This window comes from Neisseria sp. 74A18, assembly GCF_001308005.1.
GTDB lineage: Bacteria > Pseudomonadota > Gammaproteobacteria > Burkholderiales > Neisseriaceae > Neisseria > Neisseria dumasiana.
Map to the genome: position 1 here is coordinate 99,252 of NZ_LGZA01000003.1, position 24,974 is coordinate 124,225.

Sequence of the window (24,974 nt, forward strand, 5' to 3'; positions counted from 1 at the left end):
AGACGGCCTTGAAAGGGGATTAACATATCGCCGCATTGGTTGTGCTGCAAGGGCATTAGCCTAATTTAACGGCTTTTTAATGAAGGTTGTAACAATTTGCTGCCGTGCGGCATACGGCTTGAGCGGCTTGGCAAGCCGAGGCGTATTGTATCAAGAGGAAAGAGCCGTTTGAACCGTTTCAAACAGCCTGAAGTGTTTTTAAACCTTTATCTGTCAGGAGTTTTTACACAGGCCGCGGGCTTTTCTTTTGGTTGGTATTTGTTATATTATAACAATCTGTTCAATCCGATACCGACCATCCAGAGAGGAAAAGATGAAAAAACACAGCGCATTTGCTTTGGCTGCTTTGCTTGCAGTCGCTTCGGCACACGCCCACCGTGTGTGGGTGGAAACCGCCCATACCCACGGCGGCGAAATTTTGAAAGCGGAATTGGGTTATGGCGAGTTCCCCGATATGGAACCGATTGCCAAAGACCGTCTCCACATTTTCCGCAAACCGATGCAGCTGGTTACTGAAAAAGGCAAGGAAGATTTGGTGCAAAAAGGCGAGCACAATTACCAATACCAAAGCAAAAAGCCGGTGAAAGACGGCAGCTATTTGGTTACGGCCGAATACCAGCCTACTTTCTGGTCTAAAAACAAAGCAGGTTGGAAGCAGGCCAGCATTAAAGAAATGCCCGATGCCGATTATTGCGAGCAAACCCGCATGTACGGCAAAAACATTGTGAATGTGGGTCATGAAAGTGCCGACACCAAAATCATTACCCGTCCGGTAGGCCAAGGTTTGGAAATCGTGCCGCTTGATAATCCTGCCAATATTCATGTGGGCGACCGCTTCAAGGTGCGCGTGTTGTTTAACGGCGAACCGCTGCCGGGTGCGGAGGTAACGGCCACTTTCGACGGCTTCGACAACAGCGACCGCAGCAAATCGCACAAAGTGGAAGCGCAGGCGTTTTACGATAAAGCCGGCGACGACGGTACGGTAGATATTATCCCGTTGCGCCAAGGTTTTTGGAAAGCGATGGTGGAGCACAAGGCGGATTATCCCGACCAAAAAGTCTGCCAAAAACTCGCCAGCTATACTACGCTGACTTTCCAAATCGGACATCAGGCACATTAACGGGGATGAATGGTTACGGCAAAAAAACTTTATTTTTGCTAGGGCAAGGCGCAGCAATGCCGTAGTATAAAGTTAAGTTGATTGGCCATAGTCCCAAGTTACACCTGAAAAAACGAAACCGCTTGCAAACAGAACGGCAAGCGTTTTTTTTTCAGACGGCGGGAGGATGTTTTATAGAGTTTTTATAGAATTATGGATAAAAAGCTTTAGGCCGTCTGAAAAATCGTATTCAGACGGCCTGTTGGCAGAAGAATAAAGATGATTATTCGGCAGAAGCAGAAGGCTCGGCTTGCTCGGTATTATCTGCAGCGTTTTCGGGTTGTGCCTCGGCTTTTTTCGCTTCCGCCGCAGCTTTACGCTCGGCTTGTGCGGCAAGGGCTTGTTGTACTGACGGATGCTGTTGGGCAACAGCCTGCTCTTCGGGGCTTACTTCGCCTTTGAAGCGGTTGTTCAAATCGAAGCGTTTGCCGCCGCGTGCCAATGCTTTGAGATAGCGGGGGCGGCGGCAATGATTGGCCAATACGCGGGCAATCAGAGCCGGATCGAATTGCGGCAGGGCGGTGACGAGATCTTGATCGATGCCGACGGCCAAGGGTTTGAAGCGTTTGAATACATCGTATTTGTTGTAGATGTAGTCGGCAATCATATCGGTTTGTTTCTTTTTGCTCATGGTTTGCACTGCGGTTTTGAGCGCAGCACCCAAAGCGGTTTCCTTCGTCATGTCGGTTTCCTGTGGTAAAGCTTGTGTTTTAAATGCCGGATTCGGCCATCCGGTTTGTTTAAGGGGCAGATGCTGTGTTGTGCCGGGCGGTTGGGCGGCGGTTGCGTGTCCGCTACGGCTTCGGCTTTAAGGGGTGTGCCGGTTCGGCGCTGCTGCACGGCAAGCGGTTTTGGGTTAAACACGCCAAGCTCTTTGCAAAATTGCCGGTTGATAACACGCCCGTAATATTCAGACGGCCTGAACATACTCAGGCCGTCTGAAAACTGTTTGATGCGCCTGAGGCTCGATGGTTCGCCACAAATATAAGATTTTGCACATTTTATTATAAAGCGGATTTTTTTGCTAAGATTTTATATCTGTTTTTAATAAAGTGAGAGGCCGTCTGAATGGTTTTCAGACGGCTTTCGAGTCTATTACCTGTTTGCGGCGATATCGGGTGTGCTCACGCTCACATCGGCATTTTGCGCACGGTGGCGCAGGGCATGATCGATCAGCACCAGCGCGAGCATGGCTTCGGCAATGGGAGCGGCGCGCAGGCCGACGCAGGGGTCGTGGCGGCCGTGAGTGGCCAATTCGACGGGGTTGCCGTGTATGTCAATCGAGCGGCGCGGGGTGGCGATGCTGCTGGTGGGTTTGACGGCGATGTTTGCCGTGATGTTTTGGCCGGTACTGATGCCGCCCAAGATGCCGCCTGCGTGGTTGGATAAGAAACCTTCGGGGGTAAGTTCGTCGCCGTGTTCGCTGCCGCGCTGGGTAACGCAGCCGAAACCTGCGCCGATTTCTACGCCTTTGACGGCGTTAATCGACATCATGGCATGGGCGATGTCGGCATCCAAACGGTCGAATACAGGTTCGCCCAAGCCGACGGGCACGTTGCGGGCTTCGATAGCGAGTTTGGCACCGACCGAGTCCAGCGATTTGCGGATGCTGTCCATATAGTTTTCGAGTTCGGCAATTTGGCTTTGGTTGGCGGCAAAGAAAGGATTGTTGCCGATGTGTTCGTAGCCTTCGAATGCGATGGTTTTTTCGCCGACTTGGGTAACGTAGGCGGTGATTTCGGTGCCGAATTGTTCTTTCAGCCATTTTTTGGCCACCGCTCCGGCGGCAACGCGGGCGGCGGTTTCGCGGGCGGAGCTGCGACCACCGCCTCGGTAGTCGCGGATGCCGTATTTGTGCCAGTAGGTGTAGTCGGCGTGGCCGGGGCGGAAGCTTTGGGCGATGTTGCCGTAGTCTTTGCTGCGCTGGTCGGTGTTGCGGATGAGCAGGGCAATCGGGGTGCCGGTGGTTTTACCTTCAAATACGCCGGAAAGGATTTCCACTTCGTCGGCTTCGCGCCGTTGGGTAACGTGGCGGCTGGTGCCGGGCTTGCGGCGGTCGAGGTCGGTTTGGATGTCGGCGGCGTTTAATGCAAGCCCGGGCGGACAGCCGTCGATGATGCAGCCCAATGCGGGGCCGTGGCTTTCGCCGAAAGTGGTTACGGTGAAGAGTTGTCCGAATGTATTGCCTGCCATGATTTTTGATGTGGGAAAGTGGATACAGGCGGCAAGTGTAGCATAAAAGGCCGAGACCTTTGCAAAACCCTCATCTGCGGCGCATTTCTGCGTTGTGCGCTGCCCGCTCGTTTGCCTATCTGTATGATATGTCTGCACTCGCTGCGCTGCTACGCCTTGAACTGCATCCGCATCAGAGGGTTTTACAAAGGTCTCTGGCCGTCTGAAACGGAGTGGGGCGGGCGAAATCGCCGTATGCGTTTGGGAAGGAGTTTGCTGTAAAACACAAAACCGCTGCGGCTTGATCGGCAGGGCAGCGGTTGCGGGCTTAAAATGATATGGGCTTATTCGGAGCGGGCCTGTTGGAGCCATTGTTGGGCAGATGCGGCATCATCGAAATATTTGGGATGCTGTTGGGTAATCAGGCTGGAGAGGCGGGTGCCCAGTTTGATCCATACGTCGTCTACCACGATGGCGATGCGGCCGAAGTCGTCTTCGTGTTCGCGCATGAATTTCAGCTGTTCGATAGCCATGTCGATGGTGAAATCTTTAAGCATGCTTAAATCGAGCAGCATATCGGGGCGGTGGATTTTTTGTGTGCATTCGAGCGCGGCACGTTCAAATTTATAAAAGTCTTCCACTGTAAACTCGTTATACAGAGCCACATTCAAACCATAATCCTGTTCGCGGATGGAAATCATCATGCACTCCTTTTAAATTGCAGTTGGTTATTTAGATAATCTGAATGTGCGCAGCCGTGAAGGGTTTAGGCTGCTCAAGATACCGCTTGCCACAATAATACCCATTCCCAGAACTTCCTGCCAGCTGATTTTGTCGCCCAAAAACCAAACGCCTGCAAGCGAGGAAAAGACAACTGTTAAATAAGAAAGAGATGCTACGGTGAATTTTTTGCCTACTTTATAAGCGCGGGTCATACACAGTTGGGCAATCATGGCGGAAAGGCCGATGCCGACGAGATGGGGCAGGGTTTGCCATGAAAGGCTGTGCCAGCCGGTATATGTAGCCCATACGCTCGATAAAGCCATGCCGACCACAGAAAGGTAAAACACAATCCGCCAACCCGGTTCGCCCAGCAGCGACAGTTCGCGCACGAGCAGATAAGCCCAAGCGGCAAGCAGGCCGCCGCACAGGCCGACTAAGGCGGCAAATTCCTGCCCGCTTTGAAAAGAAGGGTTGAGCAGCACGACTACGCCGATAAAGCCCAAAACCAGCACGGCCGCTGTGTAGGAAGAAATTTTTTCTTTTAAAACAATAAACGATAAAACGGCAAGAAAAATCGAAGAGGTGTAGCCGAGGGTTACGCCGGTTGCCAGCGGCAAGTGCATGATGGCGTAAAAAATGCACAGCATACCCAAGGTGCCGGATATGCTGCGGTTCAAGTGCGCTTTCCAATGCGGTGTGCGGAAGCTTTTGCCTTGTGCTTTGGCACTGATGCCGAGAAAAAGGGTGGCGAAACCCATCCGCCAAAATACCAGTTCGCCGGTGCCGAGAGAGAATGTTTGCGAGGCACTTTTTACCAAAAGGTTCATCAGGGTAAAGCAGACGGCAGCAATAATCATCCAGCCTGAGCCGAGCGGGTCTTTGTATGGAGGGTGGGCGGTTGTGTTCATGGGTTTGCAGTTTCGGCAAAAAGGCAGGCCGTCTGAAAGTGTTCAGACGGCCCGGTTAGCATTCGTTCAGCTCGGGCATTTCAAGCCCAGCCATTTCATTGAACCGTCTTGCTCAAGCTCTTTCACGGTTAAGATGAAATCGCCGATGTGGATACGGTCGCCTTCTACGGGCACATTGCCTTCGAAGCGTTTTTTAAACAGCCCGCGCAAAGTCAGGTTGCGTTCTTCTTCTTCCAGCCGCAGCCCGTAAGCATCGGCCAAGTCGCCGGCCATGCTGGCGGGGTTGACCACAAATTCGCCGAAGAAGTTGAAGTTGACGCGCACGGAGTTACCGGTTTCGGAAAAGCGTTTGGCGATGGTATCCACTTGTTCGGGCGGCACGATGTACCAAGCAATATCGCCTGCCTGCAAGCGGGTATCCAGCCCCAGCTCTTCGCGTTTGTCGTTGCGGATGAGGGCGAAGCAGCGGGTGGAAAGTAAGTCTAAATCTTGAGCCACTTCGTCGGGGTGCATGCCTTCCGCATCCGAATCGGCAACCACTTCATAAGCCAAAAGCGGCACCGATTCGCTTTCGGAAAGCCATATCTCGCGGCTGTCTTTCGGCTCGGGTTTGGGCGGCACGGTTACTTTCAGCCAGCGGGCGACAATCGGAATGGTTGTGCCCTGAATCAATAACGACAAAATCACCACGGCAAAAGCCACATCGAACAGCAGCCGCGCATTAGGCACGCCCATCACCAAAGGCATCATGGCAAGGGTAATCGGCACGGCGCCGCGCAAGCCCACCCAGCTGATGTAGGCCATTTCACGTATGTTGTAGTGGAATTTCCAAATGCCGCTGGCCACGGCAAGCGGGCGGGCAACCAGCATTAGGAAGGCGGCAATCGCCAATGCGTCCAAACCGTGTTCGAGCAGGCGGGAAGGCGTAACCAGCAGACCCAGCACCACAAACATGCTGGCTTGTGCCAACCATGCCAAACCGTCCATCACGCGTAAAACATGCTCGGTGGCGTGGCTGTGGCGGTTGCCTACGATGATGCCTGCCAGATAAACGGCTAAAAATCCGCTGCCGCCGATCAGGTTGGTAAAGGCAAAAATCAACAGGCCGCCTGAAACAATCATCAGGGCATACAGGCCTTCTGCCAGATTCAGACGGCGGGTGAGGCGGGAAAGGATTTTACCGCCGATAAAGCCCAACAGCAGGCCGAAACCGAGCTGCTGCACCAGCATCCATAAAAATGCAAATACGCCCGCTTCTTCGGGGTTCATGGTTAGGGCGATTAATGCCGTTACGAGAAAAATCGCCATCGGGTCGTTGGCGCCCGATTCGATTTCCAAAGTGGCCTGCACCCGTTCGTTTAAGCGCACACCGCTGTTGCGCAGCAGGCTGAATACGGCACCGGCATCGGTAGAGCCGACAATGGCGGCCATTAAAATGCCCAGCCGCCAATCCACATCCATATAAAGTGTGGCAAAAATGCCTAATAGTGCCACGGTGGCAATCACGCCCCAGCTGGCCAACACCGAAGCGGGTTTGAGTGCGATGCGGAAGCTGTCGAGCTTGGTGCGCAGGCCGCCGTCGAGCAGGATCACGGCTAAAGAAAGTTGCCCGATTAAAGTGGCGGTAACAAAGTTGTTAAAGGCGATTCCGCCGATACCGTCTTCGCCGGCCAACATGCCGACGCCGAGAAACATCAATAACAGCGGCAGCCCCAGCCGGGCTGAAAGTGTGGTGGAAACAACGCTGAGAAACAGCAGCAATCCCGCCAGTAAGAATAAGGTGTTGATTCCGTCCATAATGTTGTGTGTGTAGTATGCGGTAAAACGGCGGTATTTTAGCACAAAACACTATATTTCCCGTGAGAGCAGGCGGCTTGGAAAGGCGGATGCAGCACTTTCGGCCGTGCGGTTTCAGGCATTTGCAGCGCTATGCGGTTCAGACGGCCTGCCAACCATTGGTCGGGCCGTCTGAAAACAAAATGCCGAAATCGGCTATAATGCGCGCTATTTCAAACTTGTTGTTCAGGAAACACTTATGGCCTTTGCCTCTCTTTTTACTTTGCTTGACGATATTGCCTCGGTATTGGACGACGTGGCGGTGATGACCAAAATGGCGGCGAAAAAAACCGCAGGCGTGGTAGGCGACGATTTGGCCTTGAACGCCAACCAAGTTACCGGCGTTTCGGCCGAGCGCGAGCTGCCGATTGTGTGGGCTGTCGCCAAAGGTTCGATGATTAACAAAGTGATTTTGGTGCCTGCGGCATTGCTTTTGTCTATCTTTATACCGTCGCTGATCAAACCGCTGCTGGTTATCGGCGGGGCGTTTTTATGTTTTGAGGGTGTGGAAAAACTGCTGCACAAGTTTTTGAACAAACACAGCGGTCATGATCACAATGCGGCGGTGGGCGATGAAATCGTAGATGAAAAAACCAAAATCAAAGGCGCCATCCGCACCGATTTTATTTTGTCGGCCGAAATCATCATTATTGCGTTGGGTGTGGTGGGCAGCTACGGCGTGCTGACCAAATCGCTGGTGTTGTCGGTTATCGGTATCGGCATGACGGTGCTGGTGTACGGTTTGGTGGCCGGCATTGTGAAGATGGACGATTTCGGCATGTGGCTGATGAACAAAACCAGCACCGCCGCCCGTGCGTTGGGTAAAGGCATTATCCTGTTTATGCCGTGGTTTATGCGTGCTTTAAGCGTAGTCGGCATGTTGGCGATGTTTTTGGTGGGCGGCGGAATCATTGTTCACAACATTGACTTCGTTCACCACCTGCTTGAAAAATACGGTGTGGTCGAAGGCTTGGCCAGCTATCCCGCCACGTTGCTCGTCGGCCTGCTGACCGGTGCGGCGGTGTGTGTCGTGGTGCTGCCGGCCATGAAGCTGTTCGATAAAAAAGCGGCGCATTAAACAATTTATTAAAGGCCGTCTGAATCATGTTTTCAGACGGCCTCAAATCTTAATGGCAACCGTTTTCAGGCATCGGCAATAAATTGCCAAGCCTTCTGCCCATCCCAACCCAATCCGAGCCAAACACATCTTATGAATGTTTTTCACCAAGCCGAAACCATATGGCGGAAACCCGCGGTTTATTGGCCGTTGCTGACAGCCATAGCCGCCGCTACACCTTTAACATTCGCACCGTATTACCATTTTTGGCTGATGCCTTTACTGTTCGGTGCTTTAATCAAGCTCACCGAGCTGCGCCCGCATTATGCGGCGAGAAGTGCTTATCTCTTCGGCTTGATCGGCTACACCGCACAGTTTTATTGGATTCACACGGCACTGCATACCGTGTCGGGCTTGCCCAATCTGTATGCCGTTCCCTTAACCTTTCTGCTGCCGGCTTTTTTGGCTTTGTATCCTGCTACCGCTTTTTGGCTGGCCGGAAAATTCAATCTCCCGCGAAGTGTGCGTATCGGCTTGGTGCTGCCGATAGTATGGACGATAACCGAATTTGCCCGCGAACGCCTGCTTACCGGCTTTGCGTGGGGCGCGCTGGGTTATTCGCAGATTGCCGAAAACAGCCCTTTGGCCGGTTTCGCACCATTGGGCGGCATTCATTTGGTTACGCTGGCCACCGCTTTCACCGGCGCATGGCTGGTGTTGCTGTTGGACGGCAAAGGCCGTCTGAAACAACGTGCCGTGGCCGCAAGCGCATTGGCGGCAGTATTGTTGGCAGGTTATGCAGCCAAACAGATCGAATTTACCCGGCCAAACGGCAGTTCCGCCACCGTTGCCTTGGCACAGGGTAATATCCCGCAAACATTAAAATGGACGCCCGAGCAATTCTGGCCCACGGTTGAGCGTTATTACGAACAAGTGGCGGGCAGCCGCGCCGACATTGTTATTTTGCCCGAAACCGCCATCCCCATGATGCGGCAGGATTTGCCCGATGGTCTAATTGCCCAATTTGCCGAACAGGCACGGTCTAACGGCAGCGCATTGGCCGTAGGCATCAGCCAATACACTTCAGACGGCCGCGACTATGAAAACGCCGTTATCAACCTTTCGCAATTCAACAACCAAACCCCCGACCGTATTCCGTACTACGCCAAAAACCATCTGGTGCCCTTCGGCGAATACAAACCGCTGCCGTGGCTCACCGAGCCTCTGTATCAATTGATGAACATGCCTTTGGCCGATTTCAAACGCGGCGGCGATATCCAAACCCCGTTTCAGATGGCCAATCAGAAAGTTGCATTTAATATTTGTTACGAAGACGGTTTCGGCGACGAATTAATCGCATCGGCCAAACAATCTACCCTGCTGGCCAACGCCAGCAATATGGCTTGGTATGGAAAATCCAATGCCATGTTCCAGCATTTGCAGCAATCGCAGGCGCGGGCGTTGGAGCTTGGCCGCTACATGGTGCGGGCCACCAATACCGGAGCCACCGCGATTATCGACCCGAAAGGCAGAATCGTCAGCCAAACCGTGCCGGATACCGAAGCGGTGTTGGAAGGAAAAATCGAAGGTTACACCGGTGAAACACCTTATATGAAAACGGGCGGCTCGCTGCCCTTGGTGATTTTGCTGGCAGTTGCCGCAGCTGCATTGTTTATATGGGGCAAACGGCGCAACTAAGCCCTTTCAGACGGCCTGTTGCATGCCGTAAAAAACACACCATCTACAGGCCGTCTGAAACGATAAATTCACACAATATGTATAATCTGTGTTTTAATGTGAACCAATCTTGATAAAAACACTCAAATATTATAAATTAATCAAAATTTGAAAAATACAAAATTTTACCTATTATGTATTGAACCCATACACGGAAATTCTGTTTAATAAGAAAACCGGGCATCCGGTAAACCACAGAGGCTCAGGCATCCGCCGCAAGCCTTGCACAATATTATAAGGAAAGCCAACTAATGACAATGAATAACGCCTTTGCATTACCCGTCCCCAGCGGCCATGGTAGCTTGGAGCAGTACATTCATACCGTAAACAATATTCCCATGCTTTCTGCCGAAGAAGAAACCCAATTGGCGGAAAGACAACAAAAAGGCGATTTAGAAGCCGCCAAACAACTGATTCTTTCACATTTGCGTGTGGTTGTTTCGATTGCACGCGGTTACGACGGCTACGGTCTCAACCAAGCCGACTTGATTCAAGAAGGCAACATCGGCCTGATGAAAGCCGTTAAGCGTTTCGAACCCACCCGCGGCGCACGTTTGTTTTCATTTGCCGTACATTGGATTAAAGCAGAGATTCACGAATTTATTCTGCGCAACTGGCGTTTGGTGCGTGTGGCAACCACCAAGCCGCAACGCAAGCTGTTTTTCAATCTGCGTAGCATGCGTAAAAACCTGAATGCCCTGTCGCCCAAAGAAGCACAGGAAATCGCCGATGATTTGGGCGTGAAACTTTCGGAAGTGCTGGAAATGGAACAGCGCATGACCGGTCGCGATATCGGTATTCTTGCCGAAAACAGCGACGACGAAGACAGCTTCGCCCCGATTGATTGGTTGGCCGACAACGACAGCGAGCCGACCCAGCAAATCGAGCAGAAAGCCCACTATGCCCTGCAAACCGAAGGTCTGCAAAACGCATTGGCCAAACTCGACGACCGCAGCCGCCGCATCGTAGAAACCCGTTGGCTGCAAGACGACGGCGGTTTGACTTTGCACGATTTGGCTGCCGAATACGGTGTGTCTGCCGAGCGTATCCGTCAGATCGAGGCCAAAGCAATGCAGAAGCTGCGCGGTTATCTTTCTGAAGATGCGGAAGAAACTGTTTAAGGTTTGAATGATGTAAAAAGGCCGTCTGAATTTTCAGACGGCCTTTGCCGTATCAGGGCTTATTTGCCTGCCGCAACCAATCCGGCCAAGTCTTTATCAACGTGATACAGACCTTTACCGTCGTTGCCTACCAAATTGATTTTGTCCAAAATCGACTTAAACAAGCGTTCTTCTTCGTGTTGTTCCGACACATACCATTGCAGGAAGTTGAAAGAAGAATAGTCTTTTTCACTAAAAGTAGCTTCCACTAATTCATTGATTTTCTGCGTAATCATTTTTTCGTGTTTATACACGGCTTCAAACATTTCTTTCAAGCCCTTGTAGTTGGTTTTCGGAGCGGGAATCGTACCGATTTCAGGCATGGAGCCGGTTTCGCTCAGGTAGTCGAAAAGCCGGTGCATGTGTTCCATCTCTTCGGCCGCATGTGTTTTTAAAAATGCCGCGGCACCTTCAAATCCTTTGCTGTCGGCCCAAGCAGACATTTGCAGATATACGTTGGAAGAATAAAACTCAAGATTTAACTGCTCGTTCAGGTGTTTGACGATTTTTTCAGACAACATGACATCACTCCTTGGTAAAGGGTTGAGGGGAAATGGTTGAAAAACGGTGGTGTGTGCAACAGGGCGGCGGGCTTGTTAAAAATGCGTCCGAGAAGATTGCTGTTGTTATTGGCTAAGTTTTTATGAACTGCGTTGGTGTGGTAAGGCGATGATTCCGCTTTTATCTTTGAATGTTATGGCGCCGGAAATATCCGTACATACAAAGATAACACATTCAGGTTAATTAAAAAATGATATAGGTTATCATTTGATTAAAGTTGGGTAAGCGTTTTGAAAAATACCCGTAGCGGGATGTGGTGATTTGAGGCCGTCTGAATTTTCAGACGGCCTGTTTGGTGTTGTTGTATTCAATATTTGGAGAGCACGACTGTTTGAGCCAAGAAACGTGCGGCTACTTTTTTTTGCGTTTGGAGCGCGGATGAGCGTCGTCATATACCTTTGCCAAGTGATCGAAATCCAGTTTGGTATAAATTTGGGTGGTCGATAAACTGCTGTGGCCGAGCAGTTCTTGTACCGCCCGGATGTTTTGTGCCGACTGGAGAAGGTGGCTGGCATAGCTGTGACGCAGCATGTGCGGGGAAATGTGTTGCGTGCTGCCTTGCGCCAAGGCCCAGTCGCGCAAACGGTTTTGAATCTGACGTACGCCGAGACGTTTGCCCAAGCGGTTGGTAAACAAAGCAGATTCATCGGCCGAAGCAATGCGCTGCGGCAAATAGGCTTCAATGGCTTGGATACTTTTTGCCGTTAACGGTACGCGGCGTTCTTTACTGCCTTTGCCTGTTACATTCACCCAGCCTTCTTGCAGCAGCACATCGCTTAGGTTTAACGCGTTCACTTCGCTAACGCGCAAGCCGCTGCCGTACATCAGTTCAAACAGGGCGTGATCGCGTATGCTTAGCGGTTCGTCGCCGCTATGCCGGTCGAGCAGTTGGTTGAGCATTTCCTGCTCCAGAGCCTTGGGCAGCCGTTGCGGGGCTTTGGGCGCTTTGAGCGTTTCGGTCGGATCGGCCTGCATCAGCCCTTGCTGCACCAACCAAGCGCAATATTGCCGCCAGACGGATAGTTTTCTGGCCATGCTGCGTTCGCCGGTATTTTTTTGCGACAGGTTTTTTAGTGCGGCAACGAAGTGTTTGCGGGACGCAGATTCGTTGTGTGAATCAGGGGGGAACAAGCCTGCAAGCTGGGTTAAATCGCGCCGGTAGGCGGCAACTGTATGCGCGGATTTTCCTTGTTGCGTCAGGGTTTGGAGATAGTTGTCTTGATGGTCGAAAAAACGGGAAATCTGCATGGTTTGAAGCTTCGGCGAAAAAGGCGCTGGAAAGGCTTGATGTGGTATATAGTCAATCAACTTAACTTTTACTGGAACGTTGCTGCCCTTAGCTCAAAGAGAACGATTGTTGTAAGCCGCTAAAGCGGCATAAATTGTACTGTTTACGGCTTGCTGCATTGTATTAAAAATGTGTTAGTTGGTTATAACACAGTGTGGCCGGTACGTTGAGGCCGTCTGAATAATGATATTCAGACGGCCTCTTTATTTATTTCAGTATGTTTTTAATTACGCCCATCACGCTGCGCGAAATGGCGCGCGTTACCTGCTTGTTGATTTGGTCGCCCACGCTGTCGGCCAAATTATAAGCCGCGCCTTGATTGGCCTTTTTGCGGCCGCCGAACAAACCGCCTAAAAAGCCGTCGACAATGCCGTCTTTTTGCGGCTGCGCTGCCGCTGTTTTTTCCGCTTTGGCTTGTTCCTTTGCCGCCGCTTCGGCCTGCTTGGCTTCCGCCTGCTGCTGTTCCCGTTCGGCCAGCGCTTCGTAAGCGGAATAGTTATCTACCATGTCTTTATAGTGGCGGTAGAGAATATCTTTTTGGAACTTCCCGTCGCGCTCGGCTGCGGCCAACGGGGTCAGGTTGGATTGCGGCGGCAACACTAATGCACGCTCCACCGGCATCGGCATGCCTTTTTCATCTAAAAACGATACCAGCGCCTCGCCTACACCGAGTTCGGCAATCGCTTCCACCACATTGACTTTCGGATTGGTGCGGAAGGTTTCGGCGGCGGCTTTCACAGCTTTTTGGTCGCGCGGCGTGAATGCCCGCAAAGCGTGCTGCACGCGGTTGCCGAGCTGCCCCAAAATCGTGTCGGGCAGGTCGAGCGGGTTTTGGGTAACGAAATACACGCCCACGCCTTTCGAGCGGATCAGGCGCACCACTTGTTCGATTTGTTCCACCAGCGCGGCGGGGGCGTTGTCGAACAGCAAATGCGCTTCGTCAAAAAACATCACGAATTTCGGTTTGTCCAAATCGCCCACTTCCGGCAGAGTTTCAAACAGTTCCGCCAACATCCACAACAGAAACGCGCTATACATGCGCGGCGAACGCATCAGTTTTTCGGAATTCAGAATATTGATCACGCCTTTGCTGCCTTCGGTCTGCATCCAGTCCTCCAGATTCAGCGCAGGCTCGCCGAACAGGTTTGCCGCCCCTTCGTTTTCGAGCGTCAGCAATTGCCGCTGCACCGCGCCGACGCTGGCCGGTGATACGTTGCCGTATTGACTGCGGTATTCGGCGGCATTGTCTGCGACGTGTTTGAGCATACCGCGCAAGTCTTTCAAATCAATCAGATGCCAACCGTTATCGTCGGCTACGCGGAAAACCAGATTGAGCAAACCTTCCTGTGTGTCGTTCAGATTCATCAAACGTGCGAGCAGCATCGGCCCCATTTCGGAAATGGTTACGCGCACAGGAATGCCGGTTTCGCCGAACACATCCCAAAAACGCACGGGAAAACCTTGCAGCCAGCCGCTGCCCAAATCGAATTCGGCAATGCGCTCGGCCACTTTGCCGCCGTCGCTGCCTGCGTTCACGATGCCCGACAAATCGCCTTTCACGTCGGCCAGAAACACGGGAATGCCCGCTTCGCTGAAGGCTTCGGCCATGCGGCGCAGGGTAACGGTTTTGCCCGTACCGGTAGCACCGGCGATCAGGCCGTGGCGGTTAGCCATTTTGCCTTGTATTTCCAGCGTGTTGCCGTCTGAACGGGCGATGGGGAATGTGGTCATCAGAATATCCTTGATAGGTTGAATGAAGATGCACATATTGTCTTATGAATCGGTGCAGGGCGCAAACGGCTATTTAGTGATGTTTGCTGTTTCGATTACTAAAATGTGTTGATTGGTTACAGCGGTTTTTCAGACGGCCTGACGGCCATTTGAAGAATTGAGGGAGCATGCAGATGAATAAACACTTGAGACCTTTGCAAAACTCACAAATGTGGATGCAGTTCAAGTAGCAGCACAGCGAGTGCAGACATATCATATAGATAGGCAAACGAGCGAGCAGCGCACAACGCAGAAATGCGCCGCAGATGGGGGGGGGCAAAGGTCTCAGGTCGAATCTGTAGCGAAAGCGCAGCGCGCAAAAATAGAGGCCATCTGAAATCAAGCAGATGGCCTTAAAAAAAGAATCGATGAAAAGGAATGTAAACCGGCTGAATTAACGGCCTTGCTACGAAACGAATCTTAACAAAGTTAAACAAATAGCGCAACTATTTTTTACAGTATTGTGTTGATTTTTACATTTTGGCGAAAATTTTAACGGTTTAGTCGTCTCAATCACCCATTTCGGCCAGCAACTCGGCTTGATGTTCCGCTATTAAAGCGGTGGTCAGCTCTTCCAAATCGCCGTCCATAATAAAATCGAGTTTATGCAGGGTTAGGTTGATGCGGTGGTCGGTTACGCGGCCCTGCGGATAGTTGTAGGTGCGGATGCGTTCGCTGCGGTCGCCACTACCGATCAGGCTTTTACGTTCGGCCGCTTCTTTGGCTTGGGCTTCGCGTTTTTGCGCATCATTCAAACGTGCAGCCAATACTTTCATGGCTTGAGCTTTGTTGCTGTGCTGCGAACGGCCGTCTTGGCATTCCACCACCATGCCGGTAGGCAGATGGGTAATGCGTACGGCGGAGTCGGTTTTATTGATGTGCTGGCCGCCGGCGCCGGATGCGCGGAAGGTATCGATGCGCAAATCGGCAGGGTTGAGCTGGATTTCTTCCAGTTCGTCTGCTTCGGGCATCACGGCTACGGTGCAGGCCGATGTATGGATGCGCCCTTGGCTTTCGGTTGCGGGTACGCGCTGCACACGGTGTCCGCCCGATTCAAATTTCAATTTGCTGTAAGCACCTAAGCCGACAATGCGGGCAATCACTTCTTTATAGCCGCCCAAGTCGCTTTCGTTGGCGGAAACGATTTCCACCTGCCAGCGGCTGCGTTCGGCAAAGCGGCTGTACATTCTTAGCAGGTCGCCGGCAAACAGCGCGGCTTCGTCGCCGCCGGTGCCTGCGCGTATTTCGATGAAGATGTTTTTATCGTCATCGGCATCTTTGGGCAGCAACAGCTTTTGCAATTCGGTGTCTAAAGAGTCAATCTGCGCTTTGGCGGCTTCGATTTCTTCTGCGGCAAATTCTTTCATTTCCGGGTCGGACAGCATTTCTTCGGCATCTGCCAAATCACTCTGCGCTTGTGTGTATTGCCGGAATACTTCCACTACCGGTGTGATTTCCGCGTGCTCGCGGGTCAGCTTGCGGTAGTTGTCCATATCATCGGTTGCTTCTGGTTGGCCGAGCAGGTGGGTTACTTCTTCCAAACGGTCGGCCAGTTGTTGAAGTTTGTCCAAAATTGATGGTTTCATGATATTTATCCGATAGAGGCCGTCTGAAAATAGTAAATATACAAACCTGAGAACAGCGGCTTGCGTTAGGGTCTGTCGACAATTTGCCTAATGGCGGTATTTTTGCTCAAAAAACCGCTCCATCAGCCAAATACCAACAGACCCTAGGGCTGGAATTTTTCAGACGGCCTTCATGCTAAAGGTTTAGGCAAGGGCTCGGTTTGACGGACTATATAGAGTAGAGGAAATACGGAGAGATTATTTCTGCATTGCCCGGTTTGTTGAAACATAACCAACCATACTCATCACAGCCCAGCCGTTTTTCTAAATCGTTGCCGTTTGATAATGCGATTTACCGATAAATAAAAAAGCCAGCTAACTTGTAGCTGACTTTGTTTATTGTTGGTCGGAGTGAAAGGATTCGAACCTTCGACCCCTTGCACCCCATGCAAGTGCGCTACCAGACTGCGCCACACTCCGACTCGAAAAGAGAACGTGATTATAAAGTCACATTACTCAACTGGCAAGTGTTTTTTCAATTTCGCCCAGCATTTTTTGCAGTTCATCCCGCATTTCATCGGCTTGAATGGCAGGGTTGCCTTCTGCATCCAGTGCGTTATGGGTGAAAGTATCTACAAAAGGGGCAAACGTGTCTTTGAGCTTGATCAGCTTTAATACGTCGGAACGGGTATAGTTATTGCCGCCGTAGCCTACTACCACGCCGTTTTCGTGCTGCCATTGGGAAAATTGTGCAGGGCTGATTTGCACCAGCTCGCACATTTCGTTCAGGCTGAAATAGCGTTTGGCGGGAATAACAGGAACGGTATCAACGTTGTTTGTCATAGTAGTGCTCCACCATGCCTTTGAGTTTTTGGCTTGCATGGAAAGTAACGACTCTGCGGGCAGTAATCGGCACTTCTTCGCCGGTTTTCGGGTTGCGGCCGGGGCGTTGGGGCTTGTCGCGCAATTGGAAGTTGCCGAATCCGGAAATTTTAATTTCTTCGCCACGGGCTAAAGTGGCGCGGATTTCTTCAAAAAAGAGTTCGACGATTTCTTTGGCATCGTTTTTGGTTACGCTGCTTACTTTTTCTACCAAAATATCTGCCAATTCGGCTTTCGTTAATGTCATATTATTACCTTCATTTTTCAATAGGTGGGGATTATTACTAATTTTTTTTTAGAATTCAAGTGAATAAGGTTTTTTTTAGCCGCGAAGTTGCGCCCCCGCACTTTCAGCCGCTTTGATTAACTCTGCTATAAGAGGCTCTACGGCTTCGTCTGTAAGCGTGGCTTCCATATCTTGCAGCATGATTTTCACGGCCATACTCTTCATGTTGTCGGGCAGGCCGGTGCCTCGGTATACGTCGAACAGGGCGATTTCCTGAATCAGCGGGCTGCGGACGCCGCTTAACGCGGCATGCAGTTCGGCATAGCCGGTGCTCTCCGGCAACACAAATGCCAAATCGCGGCGGGACGGTTGGAATTTGGAAACGGGCCGGTAAACGGTTTTTTCCTGTTCCAATACGGCAGCCATATCTACTTCGAAAACCAGCGGAGCTTGGGGCAGATCGTATTTTTGCAGCCATTGCGGGTGCAGTTCGCCGATGAAGCCGACCGTTTTTCCGTTGATTTTAATTTCTGCGGTGCGGCCGGGGTGCAGGGCAGGGTGTTCTGCTTTGACGAACTCGGCATGTTTGCCTGCCAGCAGTTCTTCTACGTCGCCTTTAATGTCGTAAAAATCGACCGCGCGGGTTTTCTCGCCCCATTGTTCGGGTTGGGCGGACCCGTAAACCAAACCGCCCAAGCGTTCTTTTTGAATAAAGCGGCCGTCTGAATCTTTGCTGAATACGCGGGCGATTTCAAACACGCGCACGCGGTTTTGCTTGCGGTTGAGGTTGTTTTGCAGAATTTCCACCAAGCCGCCGATAAGTGTCGAGCGCATCACGCTGTATTGTGCGGCCAGCGGATTTTGCAGACGGATAGGGTGCTCGTTGGCGGCAAAATCCCGTTCCCATTGCTCGTTAACGAAAGCATAGCTGACCACTTCCTGATAACCCCGTGCAGCCATTTGACGGTAAGCGGCAAAGCGCGGACGTTGGGTTTCGGGCAGTGCCATCATTTTCAGACGGCCTGAAGTGTAATCGTCGGGAATGTTTTCGTAGCCGTAAACGCGGGCGATTTCTTCAATCAAATCGGCTTCGATTTCAATGTCGTAGCGGAAGCTGGGTGATGTGGCTTGGAGGCCGTCTGAAACTTTTTGCGGTTGCAGGCCGAGGGCAGACAAAATGCTTTCGATGCGCGCTTCATCTACGGCTACGCCCAGCAGTTTTTCGACTCTCTCGGTACGGACGGATACGGTTTTACGTTCGGGCAGTTTGCCGACGGCTTCTACGATTTCGCCCGCTTGACCGCCGCAAATCTGCAAAATGAGTTCGCTGGCGCGTTCGATGGCATCACGTTGCAATTCGAAATCCACGCCGCGCTCGAAGCGGAACGATGAATCGGAACCGAAACCGTATTGGCGCGATTTGCCGGCAATGATTTCAGGGGCGAACCAAGCCGATTCGATCACGATATTGCGGGTGCCGTCTGAAATTGCGCTCGCTTCGCCGCCCATCAAACCGGCCATGCTCAACGCGCCTTTTTCGTCGGCAATCACTAAGGTGTTATCGGATAGGGTAACGGTTTTTTCATTCAGGCAAGCCAGCGTTTCACCCTCGTTGGCACGGCGCACGATGATGCTGCCCGAAAGTTTGTCGGCATCAAAAACGTGCATGGGCTGGCCGATTTCCAGCATCACATAGTTGCCGATATCTACCAGCGCGGAAATGCTGCGGATACCGCTGCGCGCTAAACGGTTTTTCATCCATTCGGGCGTGGCGGCTTGAGCATCGACGTTTTCGATCACGCGGCTCAAAAAGCGGCCGCAATCTTCGGGGGCATCGATGCGCACAGGTTGGGTTTTGCTGCTGCCGATCGCAGCCGTCTGAATGTCAGGCTGATTGAACGCGCAGCCCGTTAATGCTGCGGTTTCGCGCGCCAAACCTTTGATGCTTAGGCAATCGGTGCGGTTCGGCGTGATTTTCAGCGTAAATACGGTGTCGTCCAAGTCCAGATAATTGCGGAGATTTTCGCCGACGGGTGCATTGTCGGGCAGGATATACAGGCCGTCGATGCCGTCATCGGGCAATCCCAGTTCATTGGTAGAACACAGCATGCCGTTTGAAACTTGCCCGCGCATTTTGGTCGGCTTGATCTTGAAATTGCCGGGCAGCACCGCGCCGGGCAGGGCGCAGGGCACTTTGATGCCCGCTTTCACATTCGGCGCACCGCAAACAATCTGAATCAGCTCTCCCGTGCCTGCATCTACTCGGGTAATATTCAGGCGGTCGGCATCCAGGTGCTTTTCTACCGATTTCACTTCGGCAACCACCACATTGGAAAATGCGGGAGCAGCGGTTTCGGCTTCTTCCACTTCAAGGCCGGACATGGTTAATAAATGACCGAATTCATCGGCTGAAAGACGGGTATCGGCTTGGGTTTTGAGCCAAGAATAAGAAAATTGCATGAGTTATCTCTTTATATATCGTTAACTGGGATATAACTACTAAGGTCCCCATTGCTTGTTATATAAACCTGAATACCCGATTTGTTTTGTTGAAAAAGGATGTAGAACGTTACTGCATCATCATGAATATGGCGAAGATACCGTAAGCGCAACTAAAACAAATTACAAAGGCGGGTTTTTCTTTGTTTTTAAAAAAAGGAAACAAACAGCTCGCGCTAAATCCTGTTAACCAACCAGCCAAAATACTCCAGCTTCCATAACGGCTCCAGAGTAAAGCTTGCTCGATATCGCCGATGCCGGTTTTTAAATCGGCTGATTGCCATGAACGATTGACGCAGTAGAAAGCGAAAACTAACAGGACGAAAGTAAATAAATACAGCCACAGCCATATTTTCTGCATAAGTGTTTATCTAAACTGCTTCAAAAAACTCAAATCGTTATCAAAGAATAAACGCAAATCGTTAACGCCGTAGCGCAGCATAGCGAAGCGGTCGAGGCCGATGCCGAAAGCGAAGCCGGTGTATTTTTCCGGGTCGATGTTGACGTTGTTCAATACGTTGGGGTGCACCATGCCGCAGCCGCCCACTTCCAGCCATTTGCCGTTGTCGCCCATGATGTCGATTTCGGCGGAAGGCTCGGTAAAGGGGAAAAACGACGGGCGGAAGCGTACTTGCAGATCGTCGCGTTCGAAAAAGCGGCGGATGAAGTCGGTAAATACGGCTTTGAGGTCGGCAAAAGTTACGCCTTCTTCCACCCATAAGCCTTCGGCCTGATGGAACATGGGTGAGTGGGTGGCATCGCTGTCCACGCGGTACACGCGGCCGGGGGCGATGATGCGGATGGGCGGGTTTTTCTTGTCCAGCATATAGCGGATTTGGATGGGCGAGGTGTGGGTGCGCAATACGTCGCCGTTTTCTACATAAAAGGTGTCCTGCATGGCGCGGGCAGGGTGGTTTTGCGGAATGTTCAGTGCTTGGAAGTTGTGGAAATCGTCTTCGATTTCGGGGCCGTCGGCCACGTCGAAACCCATGCCGTGGAAGAGTTCGACCACGCGTTGGAGGGTAAGGGTAACGGGGTGCAGGCCGCCTGAAACTTGGCCGCGGCCGGGCAGGGTAACGTCTAATGCTTCGGCAGCAAGACGGGCTTGCAACTGCGCGGCGTTGAGAGCATCGCGTTTTTCGTTATAGGCCGTCTGAAAGCGGTTTTTGCATTCGTTGATATGGGCGCCGACGGTTTTGCGCTCTTCGGGAGGCATTTGTCCGAGCTGTTTCAAAAGGGCGTTCAGTTCGCCGGTTTTACCCATGTAGCGGGCTTTGACTAATTCTAATGCTTGAAAATCCGGGGCTTCATTAAGGGCTGCAATGCCTTCTGCAACGATTCTGTTTACATTTTCCATGATGTTTGATTCGTTTTTCTGTGGTTTGGTGCGGACGGCAAGGGTTAACAAACAAAGGCCGTCTGAAAACTGTTTCAGACAGCCTTATAAGGCGTTCCGCTTCAATTTTAAAGGGAGCTATTGTAACGCAAATTACACCTAAAAAACAGCAGGCTAAAGCAAAAAGAGAGATAGGCCGTGCCCGGTTGATAGCGAGTGGTGTTTGGGTGGGTATAGCGTATTCCTCTTCTAATGTGATGAATAGTAAACATTTTTTATGTTTTGCCGGAAGGTGCTTGGTTAAAAAAGCACGCCGGCTGTTTTTTTATGGCGGGCAAAAGTATTTTCAGACGGCCCGGGTGGGATGGGTTGTTGTAAATATTCCAAGATGTTGAAAATTCCAATTAAATATTTGCATGATTTTGTCATTAGTGATACCTTTTGTTTTAATTTGTAAATAATAAATAAAGTTACTTTTACAAATTGGTTTTTGAATATAGATGAATAAAATTAATATAAAAAACATATTGTTGTTTTATTGGTCGGTTCAAGGTTGTGCTTGTTAAATGTGTATTTGAATGATGAATTAAGAATATTGATTACTGCTCAAGCTAAATTTTGGTTAAAAAATTAATAAATGTTATTAATTGTTAATAAATGTTTGTTTTGAGTTTGCCTTTCAGTAATTTTTATTTCATCTGATTGTTTTATAAATAAAAAATAAATATTCATATTACGGAGATTTTTAAGATGTCTAATCAGATCGTTGTTTCTGTGGGCAGGTTGGTTGGCGGACGCTTTGTGGATGCGGAAGGTGTTGTGCAATACAACGCGCACAGAGGGTCGGGTAAGCCTTTGTATATTCAGGCAGAAGCGCATGCCGTTTATCGGTTGGCAGATGAAGATACCGGCTTGGTGCCTGAAAATATCGAATTGGTGCAGGTGGGTAATCATTTGCATATCCGCGCGAAAGATTCTGCGGCAGCGCAGCCGGATATTGTGATTGAAGACTACTATGTATATGCCAAACCTGAGAACGGCAGCCGGGTGTTTGCTTTCGATGCAAAGGGCAATGCGCATTATTATGAAGTAGAAGCGCCCGAAACGGCTTTGTTGGCGCAAGAGGTTACGGTTGGCCGTTCGTCGTCGGGCGGGGTAAACAAATTGGCGGTTGCTTTGGGCGGTTTGGCCGGAGCGGGTTTGATTGGTGCGTTGGCGGGCGGCGGAGGCGGCAAGTCTTCGCATGAAGCTGCGGCACCTTCTGCACCTGCTAAGGTTAACCGTAAAGAAGAAGCACCGCTTGGCAAGATGCCGTCTGAAGAGAAAAACAGTGGCGGGGTACAATTGTTTATCGCCACAAACGATGCGGAACCGACCGTTGCCGATGTAGCACCGCCTGCAGATAAACAGAAGGAAAACAAAGAGATAGAGCAAGAAAGGCCGTCTGAAAAGGTGGCGCAGGCCGATACGGTAGAAGTTTCGGAAGAAGCCGCAGAAGTGACTCCTGCCGAAGATGCGCCTTCGGTTGCAGATCAAGAGAAAACCAAAGAGATAGAACAAGAGAAGCCGTCTGAAAAAGTGGCGCAAGCCGATATGATAGAAGTTTCGGAAGAAGCGGCGGAAGTGGCTCCTACTGAAGATGCGCCTTCGGTTATAGATCAAAACACAGCCGAAAATCAGGAATCGGAAAAAACTGCCAAGATTGAAAATGCGGCGGTTGTGAAGCCTGTTGATCAGGCAGAGCCTACATCGCCGGATTCATTGGAAAAAGTAGGCAATAACGACAGCGAAGTAATGGAAGTGCGCTTCGGTAAAGACGGGCATTTCTATATTTACCAGCATGAAAAGTACGGCCGTTATATCGATGCGGCAGAATTCGGTACCGATGCAACCGGTAAAACCGACAGCTTGGCTGCGATTAATAATGCGCTCGCAGCTGCCCACCAAGAAAAAGTAGCCGTGCGCTTGAGCGGCAAGCTGTATATTTCCGACCAAATTGTTTTGAATAAGGCAAATTCGGGTGTTACCGGTATTTTTGGTGACGGCATGGGCAAAACCGTTGTGTCTTTCGATAAAGCGCAAAAAGGGGTGTTCAATCCGAACAGCAACGAAGACGATGTGCGCGATTTTGCCGGTATTTTAGTGGACGGGCAAAGCAATAAAACCATTGCCGATTTGTCGGTGAAATACACCCACCCTGATTTTTACCGCAAAGGCCAAAGCTATTTCGGCAAGGTAAACGGTATTTTGGTTAACGATGCCGATAACACACTGATCAGCAAAGTAGAAGTATCCGGCGCAAACCGTGCGGGCGTGTTTTTCACATCAACGCAGGCTTTGCAGAAAGACCCCGAAAGTGCGAAAGGCAGAACCTATAAAGCCAGATTGATTTGGAAAGAAGTAGACGAACACTACGACAATCTGCCTTTAGGCGAAAACAACCGCATTGTCGACAGTTATCTGCATCACAACCGTGTAGCCGGAGCCTTGGTTGCGTATCAAAAAGATTTTGTGGCCAGCGGCAACAAACTGGCGTGGAACGGACACGAAGCCGACGGCGGTACGGGTTACGGTATTGCAAGCATGGCCGGCAGTTACAACTACGGCATTACATATACGAACAATACGACGGACCACAACTACCGCAAAGGTTTGGATGTTCATGACGGCGACGACGTTGTGATTGCAAACAACACCTTAATCGGCGACAGACTGTATGGTATTTCGGTTTATAACCGCCAATTTACAATGGATACCGTAAAGATTGCCGACAACACCATCATTCAAGATCCTACATTCCGTTTGGCGGTAAGCGACAACCCTCGATACACTTATCACGGCTATTCTGGGATTCAAGTGCAGACCAATACGCAGTTTAAAGATTTAAACAGCAGTGCTACGGGTAAATTTGAAATTCACGGCAATACCATCAAAAATTTGGAAATGTATAAAAACGCCCAGCATACTTACGGTATCGAATTCCGCAATCACGAACAGAAGATGCACTATCAATTGGATATCAGCAATAACGTGATTCAAGGCGAATCGACCAAATACATGATTGCCGTAATCAACAATACCCGCGACCGCGTAACGGGCGATAAAGGTTCGGGTGCGGGCGACATCAATATCACAGGCAATAAAATGAGCATCGGCGTGATCCGGTCGGGAACCGTGCCCGTGTTTATCAACGAAGAGAGCAATAACGGTAAGCTGCGCGGAAAAGTAACCTTCGAAGGTAATGATCTGACCATACGCAAGCAGTCAGACGGCAGCATCGAAGGCATTCAGATGATAGGCAATGCCCAAAGTTATCATGTGAACAACAACAACTTTGAAATTCACGGCAACATGAACAAGCCTTTGATCAGCGTGTTAGGACGTGCAGGCAGCGAAACGCCGGATTTGCATGCTTACGGCAACGACATTACCACCGACCTCAAAGGCCAACTTTACCGCAGCTGGATCGAACGCAGCAAAGTTGATGTGTTTGCCGATGACAATACCCACAATAATAAAGCGCTGGCTAAAATAGAGCATATTACTGCGCCGGCAGCGGGGGCTGTTCATGATGATGGCAATACGGCCAATCTATGGGACATCGGCACCGACAGCATTTCGGGAATCCCCGTTGACCGCCAAACAAGCTCTGCACAATCGGAGCATTCCGAATCGGTGGTGCTGAAAACGGAAGAGCAAGACGAGATATTCTTAGCCGAACCGCAGGATACAGCCAAGTTGGATAATCTGCTTGCTGTAACCGAATTGAACCTTTCCGGTTTGTTGGGTAAAGAGAATACGGCGGCATTTGCCGAAAATGTGATCGTGCCGGAATATAGCGTGCTCAATGTTCAGGCAGGGCAATGGCAGGATGAATCGGCAGCGGCATACGTTGTTTAACAGCAGTTTGTTTGCGGATGATTAGGCATTGTTTACACTTTTCGTTTTTGCATACAAGCACCGTTTGCAGATTTTTGAGATTTATCCGACAGGCGGGAAGCCTTTGCCGAATGTTATGCTGAAAAGCATAAAAATCATTTTTCAGTAAAAACAAAAGCCTTTGGCTTTGAAAAGTGTAAACACCCTAAGCCTGCC

Annotated in this window: 22 protein-coding genes and 1 tRNA gene; 7 read left to right on the plus strand and 16 right to left on the minus strand. The window is 50.7% G+C overall.

The genetic code is table 11. The features are described 5' to 3' along the window. The first annotated feature begins 313 nt into the window (after positions 1-313). Positions 314-1,120, plus strand: coding sequence for a DUF4198 domain-containing protein (locus AKG43_RS02170; protein ID WP_054598934.1), 807 nt, complete (start codon positions 314-316; stop codon positions 1,118-1,120). Between the two features lie 262 nt (positions 1,121-1,382). Here the strand turns inward: AKG43_RS02170 and AKG43_RS02175 are convergent, their stop codons facing one another. Together AKG43_RS02175 and aroC are read right to left on the minus strand one after the other, a co-directional pair. Beyond that, a complete protein-coding gene (locus AKG43_RS02175) occupies positions 1,383-1,841 on the minus strand; it encodes a ProQ/FINO family protein (protein ID WP_054598935.1) in 459 nt (152 codons plus the stop codon). Positions 1,842-2,254: 413 nt separating this feature from the next. Continuing rightward, complete coding sequence (gene aroC, locus AKG43_RS02185; RefSeq protein ID WP_054598937.1) at positions 2,255-3,352, minus strand: chorismate synthase; 1,098 nt, start codon at positions 3,350-3,352, stop codon at positions 2,255-2,257. 59 nt (positions 3,353-3,411) lie between these two features. Here aroC and AKG43_RS13110 point away from each other — a divergent pair, with 59 nt between their 5' ends. Continuing rightward, on the plus strand, positions 3,412-3,558 hold the full coding sequence (locus AKG43_RS13110; protein WP_082402943.1) for a lipoprotein signal peptidase: 147 nt from the start codon (positions 3,412-3,414) through the stop codon (positions 3,556-3,558). A gap of 117 nt (positions 3,559-3,675) precedes the next feature. Here AKG43_RS13110 and AKG43_RS02190 read toward each other — a convergent pair whose 3' ends face one another. The 3 genes from AKG43_RS02190 to AKG43_RS02200 all read right to left on the minus strand — a co-directional run bounded on the left by AKG43_RS02190 (position 3,676) and on the right by AKG43_RS02200 (position 6,759). Beyond that, complete coding sequence (locus tag AKG43_RS02190; protein WP_054598938.1) at positions 3,676-4,032, minus strand: STAS/SEC14 domain-containing protein; 357 nt, start codon at positions 4,030-4,032, stop codon at positions 3,676-3,678. Positions 4,033-4,059: 27 nt separating this feature from the next. Then, positions 4,060-4,962, minus strand: coding sequence for a DMT family transporter (locus AKG43_RS02195; protein WP_054598939.1), 903 nt, complete (start codon positions 4,960-4,962; stop codon positions 4,060-4,062). Between the two features lie 66 nt (positions 4,963-5,028). Next, entirely contained in the window at positions 5,029-6,759 is a 1,731-nt protein-coding gene (locus AKG43_RS02200) for a potassium/proton antiporter (protein ID WP_054598940.1), read from the minus strand. A 238-nt stretch (positions 6,760-6,997) separates the two neighbouring features. On the opposite strand from AKG43_RS02200, the gene AKG43_RS02205 reads away from it, so the two are divergent. The 3 genes from AKG43_RS02205 to rpoH all read left to right on the plus strand — a co-directional run bounded on the left by AKG43_RS02205 (position 6,998) and on the right by rpoH (position 10,713). Continuing rightward, the gene (locus AKG43_RS02205; RefSeq protein WP_054598941.1) at positions 6,998-7,876 is read left to right on the plus strand and encodes a DUF808 domain-containing protein; all 879 of its coding nucleotides are present in this window, start codon (positions 6,998-7,000) and stop codon (positions 7,874-7,876) included. Between the two features lie 132 nt (positions 7,877-8,008). Further along, positions 8,009-9,553 (plus strand): apolipoprotein N-acyltransferase, encoded by a 1,545-nt coding sequence (gene lnt / locus AKG43_RS02210; RefSeq protein ID WP_054598942.1) that lies wholly within the window; start codon positions 8,009-8,011, stop codon positions 9,551-9,553. Between the two features lie 296 nt (positions 9,554-9,849). Further along, positions 9,850-10,713 (plus strand): RNA polymerase sigma factor RpoH, encoded by an 864-nt coding sequence (rpoH, locus tag AKG43_RS02215; protein ID WP_054598943.1) that lies wholly within the window; start codon positions 9,850-9,852, stop codon positions 10,711-10,713. Between the two features lie 59 nt (positions 10,714-10,772). Here rpoH and ftnA read toward each other — a convergent pair whose 3' ends face one another. The 11 genes from ftnA to pheS form a co-directional block, all read right to left on the minus strand. Beyond that, positions 10,773-11,273 (minus strand): non-heme ferritin, encoded by a 501-nt coding sequence (ftnA, locus tag AKG43_RS02220; RefSeq protein WP_054598944.1) that lies wholly within the window; start codon positions 11,271-11,273, stop codon positions 10,773-10,775. 391 nt (positions 11,274-11,664) lie between these two features. After that, positions 11,665-12,561, minus strand: coding sequence for a tyrosine-type recombinase/integrase (locus AKG43_RS02225; protein WP_054598945.1), 897 nt, complete (start codon positions 12,559-12,561; stop codon positions 11,665-11,667). A gap of 247 nt (positions 12,562-12,808) precedes the next feature. Next, positions 12,809-14,332: a helicase HerA-like domain-containing protein gene (locus AKG43_RS02230; RefSeq protein ID WP_054598946.1), complete on the minus strand. Its 1,524-nt coding sequence runs from the start codon at positions 14,330-14,332 to the stop codon at positions 12,809-12,811. Between the two features lie 203 nt (positions 14,333-14,535). Further along, the gene (locus AKG43_RS13115; RefSeq protein WP_082402945.1) at positions 14,536-14,667 is read right to left on the minus strand and encodes a lipoprotein signal peptidase; all 132 of its coding nucleotides are present in this window, start codon (positions 14,665-14,667) and stop codon (positions 14,536-14,538) included. Between the two features lie 213 nt (positions 14,668-14,880). Beyond that, complete coding sequence (gene prfA, locus AKG43_RS02235; protein WP_054598947.1) at positions 14,881-15,957, minus strand: peptide chain release factor 1; 1,077 nt, start codon at positions 15,955-15,957, stop codon at positions 14,881-14,883. Positions 15,958-16,339: 382 nt separating this feature from the next. Further along, positions 16,340-16,416 (minus strand) — tRNA-Pro (locus tag AKG43_RS02240). Positions 16,417-16,452: 36 nt separating this feature from the next. Next, the gene (locus AKG43_RS02245; protein ID WP_054598948.1) at positions 16,453-16,779 is read right to left on the minus strand and encodes a hypothetical protein; all 327 of its coding nucleotides are present in this window, start codon (positions 16,777-16,779) and stop codon (positions 16,453-16,455) included. Next, positions 16,763-17,065 carry an integration host factor subunit alpha gene (locus tag AKG43_RS02250; RefSeq protein ID WP_054598949.1) on the minus strand — a complete coding sequence of 101 codons (303 nt, stop codon included), beginning with the start codon at positions 17,063-17,065 and terminating at the stop codon, positions 16,763-16,765. Before AKG43_RS02250 ends, AKG43_RS02245 begins: the two co-directional genes overlap by 17 nt. Positions 17,066-17,140: 75 nt before the next feature. Continuing rightward, the gene (gene pheT, locus AKG43_RS02255) at positions 17,141-19,504 is read right to left on the minus strand and encodes a phenylalanine--tRNA ligase subunit beta (RefSeq protein WP_054598950.1); all 2,364 of its coding nucleotides are present in this window, start codon (positions 19,502-19,504) and stop codon (positions 17,141-17,143) included. A gap of 109 nt (positions 19,505-19,613) precedes the next feature. Next, a complete protein-coding gene (locus AKG43_RS02260) occupies positions 19,614-19,904 on the minus strand; it encodes a hypothetical protein (protein WP_054598951.1) in 291 nt (96 codons plus the stop codon). A gap of 6 nt (positions 19,905-19,910) precedes the next feature. Then, positions 19,911-20,900 carry a phenylalanine--tRNA ligase subunit alpha gene (gene pheS, locus AKG43_RS02265; protein WP_054598952.1) on the minus strand — a complete coding sequence of 330 codons (990 nt, stop codon included), beginning with the start codon at positions 20,898-20,900 and terminating at the stop codon, positions 19,911-19,913. 5 nt (positions 20,901-20,905) lie between these two features. Between pheS and AKG43_RS12675 the strand changes: the two genes are divergently transcribed. Both AKG43_RS12675 and AKG43_RS02270 read left to right on the plus strand, forming a co-directional pair. Further along, positions 20,906-21,274, plus strand: coding sequence for a hypothetical protein (locus tag AKG43_RS12675; protein WP_156300601.1), 369 nt, complete (start codon positions 20,906-20,908; stop codon positions 21,272-21,274). Between the two features lie 355 nt (positions 21,275-21,629). After that, a complete protein-coding gene (locus AKG43_RS02270; protein WP_054598953.1) occupies positions 21,630-24,779 on the plus strand; it encodes a right-handed parallel beta-helix repeat-containing protein in 3,150 nt (1,049 codons plus the stop codon). Positions 24,780-24,974: the final 195 nt, after the last annotated feature.